12 protein-coding genes and 1 pseudogene are annotated in these 13,688 nt (G+C 34.6%); 11 read left to right on the forward strand and 2 right to left on the reverse strand.

All coding sequences use genetic code 11. From position 1 onward, the window contains the following. Positions 1–74 precede the first annotated feature (74 nt). The 7 genes from X925_RS04955 to X925_RS04985 all read left to right on the forward strand — a co-directional run bounded on the left by X925_RS04955 (position 75) and on the right by X925_RS04985 (position 5,406). Positions 75–260, forward strand: coding sequence for a flagellar FlbD family protein (locus X925_RS04955; RefSeq protein WP_012207965.1), 186 nt, complete (start codon positions 75–77; stop codon positions 258–260). Between the two features lie 66 nt (positions 261–326). After that, entirely contained in the window at positions 327–1,106 is a 780-nt protein-coding gene (locus X925_RS04960) for a motility protein A (RefSeq protein ID WP_121959314.1), read from the forward strand. Positions 1,107–1,123: 17 nt separating this feature from the next. Continuing rightward, positions 1,124–1,996, forward strand: coding sequence for a flagellar motor protein MotB (locus X925_RS04965; RefSeq protein ID WP_121959315.1), 873 nt, complete (start codon positions 1,124–1,126; stop codon positions 1,994–1,996). A 26-nt stretch (positions 1,997–2,022) separates the two neighbouring features. After that, complete coding sequence (fliL, locus tag X925_RS04970) at positions 2,023–2,550, forward strand: flagellar basal body-associated protein FliL (RefSeq protein ID WP_121959316.1); 528 nt, start codon at positions 2,023–2,025, stop codon at positions 2,548–2,550. 18 nt (positions 2,551–2,568) lie between these two features. Further along, positions 2,569–3,648, forward strand: coding sequence for a flagellar motor switch protein FliM (fliM, locus tag X925_RS04975; protein WP_012207969.1), 1,080 nt, complete (start codon positions 2,569–2,571; stop codon positions 3,646–3,648). A gap of 1 nt (position 3,649) precedes the next feature. Next, a complete protein-coding gene (gene fliY, locus X925_RS04980) occupies positions 3,650–4,768 on the forward strand; it encodes a flagellar motor switch phosphatase FliY (RefSeq protein ID WP_121959317.1) in 1,119 nt (372 codons plus the stop codon). After that, entirely contained in the window at positions 4,765–5,406 is a 642-nt protein-coding gene (locus tag X925_RS04985; protein WP_121959318.1) for a hypothetical protein, read from the forward strand. Before fliY ends, X925_RS04985 begins: the two co-directional genes overlap by 4 nt. Positions 5,407–5,411: 5 nt before the next feature. Here the strand turns inward: X925_RS04985 and X925_RS04990 are convergent, their stop codons facing one another. Continuing rightward, entirely contained in the window at positions 5,412–6,140 is a 729-nt protein-coding gene (locus X925_RS04990) for an MBL fold metallo-hydrolase (RefSeq protein ID WP_121959319.1), read from the reverse strand. A 136-nt stretch (positions 6,141–6,276) separates the two neighbouring features. On the opposite strand from X925_RS04990, the gene X925_RS04995 reads away from it, so the two are divergent. From X925_RS04995 to X925_RS05005, 4 genes and pseudogenes are all read left to right on the forward strand, one after another. After that, the gene (locus tag X925_RS04995) at positions 6,277–8,007 is read left to right on the forward strand and encodes an ABC transporter ATP-binding protein (RefSeq protein WP_233187741.1); all 1,731 of its coding nucleotides are present in this window, start codon (positions 6,277–6,279) and stop codon (positions 8,005–8,007) included. Positions 8,008–8,179: 172 nt separating this feature from the next. Continuing rightward, positions 8,180–9,037, forward strand: a pseudogene (locus tag X925_RS10615) (ABC transporter ATP-binding protein); the annotation flags it as partial. An 87-nt stretch (positions 9,038–9,124) separates the two neighbouring features. After that, positions 9,125–9,949, forward strand: coding sequence for an ABC transporter ATP-binding protein (locus X925_RS10620; protein ID WP_369973995.1), 825 nt, complete (start codon positions 9,125–9,127; stop codon positions 9,947–9,949). Between the two features lie 31 nt (positions 9,950–9,980). Continuing rightward, positions 9,981–10,757 (forward strand): carboxylesterase, encoded by a 777-nt coding sequence (locus X925_RS05005; protein ID WP_012207975.1) that lies wholly within the window; start codon positions 9,981–9,983, stop codon positions 10,755–10,757. A gap of 26 nt (positions 10,758–10,783) precedes the next feature. Here the strand turns inward: X925_RS05005 and uvrA are convergent, their stop codons facing one another. Further along, positions 10,784–13,630 (reverse strand): excinuclease ABC subunit UvrA, encoded by a 2,847-nt coding sequence (gene uvrA, locus X925_RS05010; RefSeq protein WP_012207976.1) that lies wholly within the window; start codon positions 13,628–13,630, stop codon positions 10,784–10,786. Positions 13,631–13,688 lie beyond the last annotated feature (58 nt).

The raw sequence follows: 13,688 nt of genomic DNA on the forward strand, positions 1-13,688 counted from the left end.
CATTTGCGAAGCAAATGACGTATGATTTTGGGAATTTTAAGGGGGGAACCCCCTTAACGCCCACGGAGGTTAAGATGATTAAACTCACAAAATTAAACAACGAAGAATTTTATATTAACCCTTATCAAATTGAAAAGATAGAGTGCCACCCTGATACGACCATAACGATGATGAACGGGCATGTTTACGTCGTTAAAGAAAGTATTGAAGAAGTTAAGAAAAAAGTGGTAGAATTAAATAAAGAGATTTTTGGCAAATAAGGTACGTATTATTTTTGAGCAAACTTTTTATAATTGGAATAGTGCAAAACAAGAGGTGGGATAGTTGTGGATATATCAACAATAATTGGGTTAGCTTTAGCGATAGCTGCAATAGTTGTGGGTGCAGGAAGTGAATTTACAACTTTAATAGATATACCTTCTTTCTTTATAACCGTTGTAGGTTCTATTGGTGCAACTTTCATTGCCCATCCAAGTTCAAGGTCTTTCAAAATATTTAACATGATCCTTGAAGCAATAAAAAATCCTAAAATAGACAACCTTGAGACTTTGAGGACCTTGTACTCGTTCTCTGAAAAAGCAAGACGAGATGGAATGATATCTTTAGAAGAAGATATACCGAGTGTTAAAAGTGATTTTTTACGAGATGGATTGAGAGCTGCCGTCGATGGAACGGATCCTGAAGAGATTAAAAAGATATTGGAAGTGAAGATGGATATGTATCAAGAAACAGAGGAAGATAAGATCTCAGTTTTAGATACTTGGGGAGCCATGGCTCCAGCCTGGGGGATGGTAGGAACTTTGATAGGATTAGTTTTGTTGTTGGATACTCTTAGCGATCCAACAACTATTGGTCCGAGGATGTCCCTTGCTCTGATTACAACCTTATACGGTGCTCTTATTGCATACATATTTGCTCTTCCCCCTGCTGAAAAACTAAAAAAAAGGGTGGATAAAAATATTAACCAGATGCGAATGATGTTGGAAGGTATATTATCGATAGTACAAGGTGAAAATCCACATTTGATGGAAGAAAAATTAAAGGCATTTCTCAGTGAAGAAGAAAGACGAGCCTATGAAGCCGAAAAAGGTGAAGCTGTTTTGTAATCGTGAGGTGATATTTTATGCCTAGAAAAAAAAGAGAAAAAACTGGTGATGCTAAATGGATGCAAACTTTCAGCGATATGACTACCTTGTTGCTGACTATGTTTATTGCATTGTTTTCTATGGCTACTATATCACCGGGAAAATTTCAACAGGCGGTTGTTAGTTTACAAAATGTGTTCGAAGGACAACCAATTGGGGTACTAGTTGGAGGCAGAAGCATTTCCGAAGAACCGTTGATTACTTCTAATCCTGGAATTAGGCAAGAACTATTAAAAATTATTGAAGACGAAAAGTATAAAGGGAAAATCACTATTGAGGAAACTGATAAAGGGACGATAATATCTATGAGGGATATTGCCTTTTTCAGACCAGGGAGCGCTGAACTAACCGCCGAAGCGAAAGAGCTGCTGTATAGGATAGGTACAATAATATTAGAGCATACATCTAACGCTATTGAAATTTATGGTTTTACGGATGATCAACCAGTTTTACCCTCAAGTGTATATCCTTCTAATTGGCATTTGAGTGCAGCTAGAGCAGCAAGTGTTGTTAATTTTTTTACCACAGAATTAAAAAATAGAAGGTTTGTAGAAAAGATGGCTGAGATCAATTCTGGACAATTTGATATAGATTATTTTTACAATTCAGACAGATTCTTTCCCATTGGTGTAGGAGATAGCGAAATTGTTAAGGAAATTTCTCTTTTAAGGTCGGAGATTGATTCTCGAAAATCCATCGCCTTTGATCAATTTACTGAGGGAGAATTAAACTCTGCACAGTTGCAGCAAATTGAAAGAGAACTAGAAAATGAATATAATACAAGATTGAATGAATTAAGGCAAAAATACAGAAGGATAGATATTCTTATACTAAGGCAAAGAGTAAGATAAGTGCAAGACCGTGGAGGTGAAAGATTTTGGAAAATGAAAATATAACTTCAGAAGAGGGAAAAACCAGAAAGTCAAAGCCATCTTTTTTAATGACTTTAATAATAGTCATAGTTGTTGCTTTAATAATATCAGGAATTACGTCTTTTTTTATAGTGAGAATCTTGACATCCAATGTTTCTTCAAGTTCTAATCAATCTTCTCAGGTTTCGGCCACAACTCCTGCTCGAGTGATTCTAATTACGGAAGGTTCTAGATATACTATGATGTTAAAAGGAGGATACGATATTGCTGTAATAGATTCATTACAGTTAGATGTTGGAAGTAATCAGGCAAGAGATTTAATACATTCCAACCGCATAGAAGTATTAGAGGCAATACGAATGATATTTATGAATAAAACAAGAGGCGAGCTTTCAACTCCACAAGGCATAGAGTTAACTAAAAAACAAATAAAAGACTCGATAAATGAAATGATGGGATTTACAGGTGAAAGGGAAAGCTTGGGAGTTATAAAAGTGACAATGATTATAATGACCATAACAACGAGTCAATAATGAAAAAGAGGTGTTTTTATGCCTGAAGATGAAACCCTTACACAGGAAGAAATAGATAGTATTTTAAAATCAATGAGTTCTGGAGAAAGCCCCGAAGAAGTTCTTGAAGAGTATCAGGAAGAAGAAAGAAGAATCAAAGATTACGATTTTAGAAGGCCCATGAAGTTTTCACGGGAGCAACTAAGAACTCTCCAGTTAATCCATGAAAGCTTTGCAAGAGAGCTATCTACTTATCTTTCAGGCAGAAGCAGAACATTCGTTGATGTTAAATATGCCAGTATCGATCAAATCACCTTTTCAGAATTCCAAAAATCATTGAACTCCCCAACATTTATCGTAATCTTTTCGTCCGAAGCTTTTTCGGGAAGCGCTATTCTACAAATGGGCTTAGATTTAGGATACGTCATAATAGATAGACTTTTAGGAGGACCAGGAAACACTCTTGAAGAGATTAGACCTCCCACCGAGATAGAAATGAACATTTTGAGAAAAGAATCTGCAGTTATGTTGAGAATGCTATCAAAATCATGGTCTAATATTGAAGAATTTGACGCCAACTTGGAGAATTTAGAAACCAATCCCCAATTTGTTCAAGTTGCCCCTCCAAATGAGATGACAATTCTTATAACACTTTCTGTTACTATAAAAAACGTACAAGGTTTTGTCAATCTTTGTTTTCCATCTTCTTCGTTGGAACCCTTGAACGATAAATTGACAACAAGAATGTGGACAACCTCTTACAGACATACTGAAGAATTTAAAGAAAATCTAAGACAATCGCTGTTGCTTTCAAAATTAAATTTGTCTGCTATACTTGGCAAAACAGAGATATATTTAAATGATTTTTTGAATCTTGAAGTCGGGGATGTAATCCGCTTAGATTCTTTTTACGATGAGCCAATAGATCTAGAAATTGAAGAAAGACCAATATTCAAAGTAAATGTCGGTAAGAGTAAAGGTTTTTACAGTGTAAAGATCGTTGAGAAAAACAAAGAACTTTTAGAAAGACTTCTTGTTGAAGAGAGTATGAAAAAAAAGACGAAAAAGCTTGATTCTTCTGAAAAAGATGAAGATACAGAAAAAACAGGAGATGAATAAAATGCCTGAAAACGAAGACCGTATTCTAAATCAAAGTGAATTGGATTCATTATTAAAAGGGTTAAATAACACCGATGATCCAAAGGAAAGCGAAGAACCCTCAACTGTAGATGAAAAACTAGACGCACTTTTGGATATGATTGGTGAAATTGCAAATATCACTATGGGTTCAGGAGCAACAACCCTTTCAACTTTACTAAGAAGAAAGATAGAAATCCAATATCCTCAAACAGATATTATTAAATTTAAAAATATCATTACCAATTTTGAAGGAGAAAATGTTGTTGTTACAGTAGAGTACAAAAAAGGTTTGTATGGTTTGAACACCTTGGTATTACCTTTGAATTTAACTAATATAATAGCAGATTTAATGCTGGGAAAAGACTTAGAGAATATCGAAGAGAGGGAATTAGATGATATTAGTTTAAGCGCAGTTTCTGAAGCAATGAATCAAATGATGGGTACAGCTTCAACCGCCTTATCAGATTTTCTAAAAACCAATATTGATATCTCCCCGCCTAGCAGTCGCGTTGTGAATTTTTCAGAAGCTAATATTGAGTTTCCTCCCATAGAAACAGACAAAGAAGCTTATGTTATCTCTATAAAGTTCAACGTGAAGATCAACGGAATAGCCGAAACAACGTTCTGGCAATTTATACCCATGAAATTTGCTCAAAAGATTAGAGAACTTGTGGAAAAAACTTTTGGTAAGACTACAGAAAACGAAGAAAGCTCAAAAAATTCAAATACACAGAAAAGAAGCAATTCCAACGTGATCAAAGAAAAAAAGGTCAAAGTTCAACCTGTAGAATTTGGTGAATTTGAAAAAAAGGAGGAGCCTATTTCCCCAAATATAGATCTATCAAAGTTGGAACTTTTGCTTGACGTTCCATTAGAACTAAAAGTCGAGTTAGGATCAACCAAATTAAATCTTAGAGAGATTTTAGAATTACACGAAGGGTCTATGATACAGTTAAATAAATTGGCAGGTGAGCCTTTGGATATATATGCCAATGGAAGATTAATTGCTAGAGGCGAAGTTGTTGTTATCGATGAGAATTTTGGAATTAGGGTTACAGAGATCGTCTCATTGAGAGAAAGGATGAAAACTCTGAAATGATAATTAAGAAATATTTCCTTTTATCCTTCCTTGCTTTTTCCACATTCATTTTTGCTCAACCAAGCTTAGAAAGCCTTTTAGAGAGTTATTTGGGTTACAAAAAATTAAGATTTGATATTAATATTCAGTTTCAAATAACTGAGAATAAAGAAATTTCAGCTGAAGTAAGTTATATTGATAACAGATATTTAATTTTTACTTTTAAAAAACCATCTTTATTTGAAGATATTTATTATTGTTACGATTTTTTCGAGTCAGTTTTTTACACAAATGTTCATGAGGAAGTAGATGAATACGGTCAAATATCCATACTTACGGCCACTATTCCTGATTTGCTTTCATCTTTTTTACCTTTTTTTGATCCGGAAAATTTTGATGTCGTTGCCACAGAAGTAGGTGAATATGAAATCCAGCAATATATTCCGAAAACCCGAAACTTCTTAAGATTGCTTAATATAGATTTTACTAAATTCAATATTTACTATTTTAAACCTTATGAAAATATAAAGGTTTTGGAAAAGTTAGAAATTTTGAATTCTCAAGAGAATAAAAAGGTCATTATAGAAATTAAAGAAATCGCACCTCTACCTAATGAAGAAGCAGATATCGAATTGAAAAAAGTTCTGTTGTCTTCATAGTTTTGTTATAAATGAGCTAAATCTGGCAGGGAGTAATCTGCGTACCTTTTCTCCAAATTCTCTCCGTTTTTCTTCCTTTTTAAATAGGTCAATTGTTCTTTTAGGACCTTTTTGCTTTCTGGCTTCCCATGTCCTGGAAAAACCGTTTCTATATCTAAGGAAGATAAGTTATTTAATCTAGATATCCACTCATCAACATTCGAATTGAGTATTTCTGCATGTACCTTAGAAAATACGAGATCACCACTTATTAAATATCCTTGCGGTTTAAGGATATATATTGTTGAATCTAAAGTATGTCCACCAATATTTTCTGCTGATAAAATTTGGTCTCTTAGGAGAAGAAAAATAGAATTTTCGAAAATGACGATATCTTTTTCCCTTAAAGCCTCTTTGAAATTGTTAAAATTAAAGTCAGCTATCTTTGAACTTTCTTTTAGAAAAGTGACATCCAAAGCATTAAGAAAATCCAACGTTTTTTTGTTCATATACAGATCAAATTTGCGTTTGCTAAAAACAGCTCCAAAGGTGTGGTCAGGGTGAAAATGAGTGAAAAAAACCTTTTTTAATTTTTTTGAAGTACGCTCTTCAACTATTTTGACCATATCTTCAAATTTTCTTGGATAAAGAGAGCTATCAAAGGCTGTCAATCCATCATCATACTCTAAAAATGTAACAGAGCTTGCGCCATTCTCGAACCAAAAATTGTAAACGTTATCGTAACTTTCAAACATACAAATCACCTCTAAAAATATATAGTTAGCCCCTCTTATTATTTTTAAGTTCTAATATATTTTTTCGATAAAAACAATTGATATTCCTCGAACCAAGTGATATAATTTTGTTAGGAATACTAATCAATTTGGGACGGTGAATCTTTTGATCAAAGAGTTTCTAAAAAAATATTGGTGGAGATATCTCATCGGGATTCTCTTTCTTGTAACCGTTGACATTATTCAACTATTTATTCCAAGAGAAATTGGAAGCATAGTCGATATACTAAACACACAATCTCCGAACCTTAATCAAGTTAAAACGCTAATCTTCGGAATAATCATGTTAGCTTTAGGATTAGGAATTGGTAGAGTTTTTTGGAGAATTTCAATTATTGGAGCCGCTAGGCTTTTTGAATATCAAACATGGAAAAATATGTTCGACCATATCATCGGTTTAGACCAAGATTTTTTCGACAAATGGAGAACTGGAGATTTGATGACTAGGTTCACTTCTGATGTTTCTACGTTGATGCGTATGCTAGGAATTCTGGTTATAATGCTCGTTGATACAATAGTATTGACGACCTTGACCGTTTTTGCAATGGGTACTTTTGTGAATTGGAGATTGACCTTTATATCGGTACTGCCTCTTCCTTTAATAGCAATTATATCACTCTTTTTTGGAAGATTCATTCACAGAAGATTCAGAGAATTACAAGAAAAAACTTCTGAGTTATCTAATATAACCGAAGAAAACGTCTCTGGTGTGGATGTTGTAAAGTTGTATTCTAACTATGATACCATGCAAGAGATATTTGACAACAAGTCTCAAGAGTTCTATAATTCTTACATTCGCTTGGTAAAAGTTTGGGGATTGATGTTTCCCTTAGCCATGTTAGTAGGACAATTAGCAACTATTTTTGTTTTCAATTTTGGTGGACCCATGGTAATAAACAATCAGATAACCCTTGGAGACTTCATAATGACAAATCAATATATCGGAATGTTGATATGGCCAATGATGGCGGTTGGAAACCTAATCAACCTAATACAAAGAGGAAGAGCTTCTTTAAAAAGGGTTAATGAAGTTTTAGAACAAAAAAATTCCATTCAAGAACCTCCAAGAAAAGATTTTGAATTTCAGGGACACTATCAAATCAACCATCTAACTTTCAAATATCCAGGTTCACAAAGAGAAGTTTTGAAGGATATAAACATGAATATAAACCCTGGAGAAATGGTAGCCTTTGTTGGAAGAATAGGTTCAGGAAAATCTACATTAGCAAAGCTCCTTGTAAAACTATACCCAGTTGAAAGAGGACAGATATTTTTAGACGGAAAAGATATTAACGATGTGAATGGTGAATTTATAAGAGACTATGTTTCTTATGTACCACAAGATAGTTTCTTATTTTCAATGACGATAAGAGAAAATATAGCTTTTGCTAATGAAAAAATGGAAGACAAAGTGGAAGAATTTGCAAAACTTTCTCATGTACACGATGACATAATGAGCTTCGAAAATAAATATGACACAATAGTTGGAGAAAGAGGAGCCACACTTTCTGGTGGCCAAAGGCAGAGGGTTACCATTGCAAGAGCTCTAGCCAAAAGATCAAAATGGATAATACTAGACGATTGTCTTTCCGCTGTAGATACCGAGACGGAAGAAGAAATAATCAAAACACTTAGACAACAAGCGGAAGGCAAAACAATTCTTGTTATATCCCACAGGCTCAAAGCGGTTAAAAATGCCGACCAAATTTATGTGTTCGACAATGGACAAATCGTTGAAAGCGGTAATCACAATCAGTTAATCTCACAAGAAGGTATTTACTATTCTATGTACATGAAACAATTAATAGAAAAAAATTTGGAGGAGTAGAGTAATGGCTTCTGTTCATGAGGAAATATTTTTAGAAGAAAAAGAAAAAAGCGAAGGCGATCTCAAAACTTTCCTGAGACTGTGGGTGTATATAAAAAAATACAAGTTACTACTTTTTTTGACCTTTTTAACTTTGGCTATAGCAACGATAATAGAGTTAGCGTTGCCAGTTTTCATACGATATGGGATTGATAATGTAATTAATGTGAATTATTCGTTTGATCTAGTCCCTGAAAGCGAAACACAATTTGTTGAACAGGAGAATGGAGCTTATAATCTAGAAAAAAGAGACAACAACTATTATATGGTTAACAATCAAACAGGCGAAAGAATACAAGTCTCAGGCGAGCAATATTCCCAATACTTTGACATAGCTATTCGAAAAATACAGATTTTTAGCCTTATTTTTATATCAGTGCTTGTGGGACAATTTCTTTTAAATTACGGTCAAGTTTTCTTTGCCAACGTAGTTGGCCAAAAAGTTATTTTTCATCTGAGGAAAGACTTATTCAGCCATATATTAAAACTCAAATATACATATTTTGAAAAAAATCCTCCAGGCAAAGTTACCACACGTGTGGTTAATGATACCCAAAATTTATCGGATTTCTTCAGTGATGTTGTAACAAGTTTGCTTAAAGATATAGCTATAATAATTGGGGTGATCATTTTAATGATGGTCCTAGACTTTGAACTTAGTTTGTATACAATGTCTATGTTCCCAGTTATTGTAGTTTCAGTTGTGTTATTCAGACATTTTGATAGAAAAGCCTACGACAAAGTCAGAACTAGAATATCTGCCTTAAATTCCTACTTAGCCGAAAATTTAGCTGGAAGTAATGTTACAAGATTATTCAATCAAGAAGAAAGAAAGAAAAAGGAATTCGATTACATGAGTACAAAGGTATATCGTGCTAATTTGCAACAAATGTATGTATTTGCGATCTTTAGACCTTTGATGAGTCTATTACAGTATTTTACGATTAGTATTTTGCTTTGGTTTGGTTCCTTGCAGTTAACAGATGGGCAAACAACCTTTGGAACCATCTATGCTTTCACTTCTTACATAGATATGTTTTTTAGACCCTTGTTTGACCTAGCAGAAAAGTATGACATAATGCAAAACGCATTTGCATCGGCTGGAAAAATTTTTAAGATATTTGATCAAGAACAGGAAAATTTTGGGAGGAAAAAATATACTACTATTCAAGAAGGAAAAGTTGAATTTCAAAACGTTAAATTCTCCTACGATGGAAATAAAGAAGTTTTAAAAGGTGTAAGTTTCAAAATAAATCCCAACGAAAGAGTAGCCATAGTTGGGGAAACAGGTTCAGGAAAAACTACGATAATTAAATTGATAAGTGGACTTTACAAATATCAAAGTGGTAAAATACTATTAGACGATAAAGAATTATACGACTACGATCTCAACGAATTACGCAAAAAAATCGCTGTTGTACCTCAAGACGTATTCCTGTTCTCGGGAACTATTTTAGACAACATGAGATTATTTAACCAAGACATTCCGGATGAAGAAGTAAAAAAGGTTGCAAAATCCGTATATGCCGATGAAATTATCTCGCGGTTGCCCCAAAATTACTACACAGTCATTACAGAAAGAGGCGGAACTTTATCATCTGGTGAAAGACAATTGGTAGCCTTAACGAGGGCGGTACTTTTTAATTCAAAGATTATAATTTTAGACGAAGCTACAGCAAATGTTGATGTAGAAACTGAATTTTTAATACAACAAGCTTTGAATAAAATATCTGAACGTTCAACTATAATTTCCATTGCCCACAGACTTTCGACTGTGAAAAGCTCCAACAGGATAATAGTTGTGCATAAAGGGCTAGTTGTTGAAGAAGGAAGGCACGAAGAACTTATCAACAACCACGGAATTTATTACGATCTTTACAGACTTCAGTTCGAAAATAGCTAATAATTACCAGACTATGAAGGGGGTCTATATCTTGAATTTCTTCGATAACATACCACCAAGCACATCTGTTTCACCAATATCAAAGGAGCTTTATTTAAAAAATGATTCAAATATTGCGGTATTGATTCTACATGGTTACACGGGTTCTCCTCATGATATGTACTACATAGGTAGACAGATTCACAAATCTGGTTTTTCTATATACATACCTCGACTCCCCGGGCACGGAACCAATTCCAACGATTTTTTAAACTCTAATTGGAGAGATTGGCTGAGAAAATCTATAGACTCTTATATTAATTTAAAAACCTACCATGAAAAAGTCTACATTTTAGGCCTTTCTATGGGTGGTGTAATAGCAACTCTCTTAGCAAGTAAATTTCATCCAGAAAAAATTGTCTTAGCTGCTCCTGCACTAAAAGCAAAAGATTGGAGAATAAATTTAACTCCATTCTTTGGCCTTATCGTTAAGAAAATAAAAAGAAAAAATCCTCAGACATTCGATGACGAAAAGCTTGCTTATCTAGCTAGCCAATACTGGAATTATGACTGGCCTTCAAAGGCAGCTGATCTTTACAAACTGCAAAAAATGGCTCTTAAAAACCTTTCAAAAGTCACATCTAACACTTATGTGATACTTTCAAAAAAAGACGAAGCCGTTCCTTTTTCGGTAAAGGAAATTATAGAAAATAATATTAAAGGAAAAACCGAATTTCTGATATTAGAAGAAAGCGGGCACGTAGTTGTAAACGATATCGAAAAAGAAAAAGTGGCAGAACAGACTATAAATTGGCTTAAAAAAGAATAGTCAACGTAAAAATAATTTAATTATTTCTACTTTGAAATTCTTTCTTTTGATAAAACCTCTTGCAAGTAGTACCCGGTGTAAGTACCGCTCTCAGCTACTTCTTCTGGGGTGCCTGTAGCCACAATGTAACCCCCATTTTCTCCGCCTTCTGGTCCTAAGTCTATAATGTAATCTGCGTTTTTTACAATGTCCATCTCGTGTTCTATTACTATAACGGTATTACCCTTTTCAACGAGAATATTGAGAACTTTTATTAATTTCTTTATATCTTCAAAATGAAGACCCGTAGTAGGTTCATCGAGTATATAAACGGTATTCCCCGTTGCTTTTTTCCTTAGCTCGGAAGTTAATTTGATCCTTTGAGCTTCTCCACCAGAAAGGGTGGTTGCGGATTGACCCAATCTTATGTATCCCAAACCCACATCTTGCAGCAGTTCTAGAACATTTTTTATTAAAGGTAAGTTCTTGAAAAAGTCCAAAGCCTCATCCACAGTCATATCTAAAACATCAGAAATATTTTTACCTTTATAAGTGACCTTTAACGTTTCTTTGTTGTATCTCTTACCTTTACATACGTCACAGGTTACATACACATCAGGTAGAAATTGCATCTCAATCTTCAAAACTCCATGGCCTTTACAGGCTTCACACCTTCCGCCCTTAACGTTGAAGGAAAATCTTCCCTTGTCGTATCCTCTAATCTTAGCCTCAGGTGTTGCAGCGAACAGTTCACGAATATAATCAAATACTCCTGTATATGTAGCTGGGTTACTTCTTGGAGTTCTACCAATAGGACTTTGATCGATAGAGATCACGCTATCTATATATTCTAAACCTTCGATCTTTTCATACTCTCCGGGTCTCACCCTGGAATTATAAAGCTCCTTTTGCAAAGCCGGATACAACGTATCCATAATCAACGAAGATTTACCTGAGCCTGAAACTCCTGTTATAACCACAAATTTCCCCAAGGGAATCTCAACCGTGACATTTTTCAAATTGTTGTGTTTGGCACCGATTATCTTTAAACTAGCGTTCTTTTCTACTCGTTTTTTATCAATTATTTCTATTCTTGTTTCTCCCCTTAAATACTTCCCTGTAAGGGACCCATTAGAATTCTCTAACAACTTACTAGTAGGACCTTGAAAGATGACTTTTCCCCCATTGACACCTGCGCCGAGCCCAAGATCTATAATATAATCTGAGGCTCTAATAACGTTCTCGTCATGTTCGACAACTATTACCGTATTATCGAGGTCTCTCAACTTTTTCAAAGTATTTATAAGCCTGTCGTTATCTCTTTGGTGAAGACCTATAGTTGGCTCATCCAAAACATATGTCACTCCTGTTAACCCCGATCCAATCTGTGTAGCCAATCTAACCCTCTGGGACTCTCCACCAGAAAGAGTTGTCGCATTTCTTCCAAGTGTCAAATAATCAAGTCCTACATCGATCAAAAAAGTTAACCTTCTCTTTATTTCTCTAAGAAGTTCGTGGGCAATTTCCATTTCAAAATCACTCAGTTTTAAAGCATCAAAGAAAAGTTTTAGTTCACTAATTGGCATTTCTGTCAAATCATATATATTGTATCCATCTATCCTAACGCTGAGGGCTTCTTCCCTCAACCTTTTGCCATTACAGGCTTGACATGTCTTTTGAATCATGAAATTTCTTTCGATCCATTCCTTTATTTCCCGGGAATCCGTTTGCTTGTACCTTCTTTCGTACCAATTCACCATTCCTTCAAACCCTCTAGTAAACTCATAACTGTCTCCGTTCTTTTTTGAAAAGGAAAAATCTATTTCTTTGTCAGTCCCATACAGCAAGGTATTTAAAACTTTTGAAGGCATACTTTTTAAAGGTTTTGATGGATCCTCACCCAAACTTCGAACAACATCTTTCATCATGCTCACCATAAAAGTATCTTTCCCCATATTCAAAGCAGCGCCATCTTCTAAAGACTTGTTTATATCAAATATATATTCAGGCTCAACCTCCAACTTAAAACCTAATCCATGGCATTCCGAACATGCCCCATAAGGACTATTAAATGAAAACAATTTGGGATTAATTTCTGGAAAGCTGTAACCACATTTAGGGCAAGCTAAATTCTCAGAATAAGTTTGAGAAGAAATAACGTTCTCATCATTATCCATTTCCCTAATTTCTACAAAGCCATCTCCTTCTTTAAGGCACAATTCAACGGCTTCGAAGATTCTCTCAAAATTATCTTTTCTCAACTTAACTCTGTCAACAAGTAGGTTTATATTATGCCTGTAGGTCTTTTCAAGTGAGTCTATCTCATCTAAATCGTATATCACTCCATCGATTTCCACCCTTTTAAAACCTGACAGCTTCATACTATGTAGTTCCTTTTTAAACTCACCTTTCTTTTCCTTGGCAATTGGAGCAAAGATATACAATCTTGCATCCTCATTAAAATTCTTAAAAATATTATCCACAATTTCATCTACAGTAGAACTTTGCAGTGGGATATTGCACTTTGGGCAGTAAGCCTTACCAACCCTTGCAAACAACACCCTAATATAATCATAAATCTCTGTGATGGTACCTACCGTTGACCTTGGATTATGACTTACAGATTTTTGTTCAATAGCAATTGAAGGTGAGAGCCCCTCGATAAATTCTACATCGGGTTTTTTCAAATTTCCTAAAAACTGTCTTGCATAGGAAGAAACAGACTCTAAATACCTTCTTTGACCTTCCGCATATATAGTATCAAGTGCTAAAGTTGATTTTCCTGAACCAGATAAGCCGGTAATGACTGAAAGGGTATTCTTAGGTATCTCAACATCTATATTTTTTAAATTATGCTCTCGAGCACCTTTTATTCTAATCCATTTGTTATCCATACACATCCTGCCACTGAAAACATAGACAAACATGCCTATATCCAGAAGTTTCCTGCTT

The sequence above is a fragment of the Petrotoga sp. 9T1HF07.CasAA.8.2 genome (assembly GCF_002895585.1).
In the GTDB taxonomy this organism is placed as follows: Bacteria; Thermotogota; Thermotogae; order Petrotogales; family Petrotogaceae; genus Petrotoga; species Petrotoga mobilis.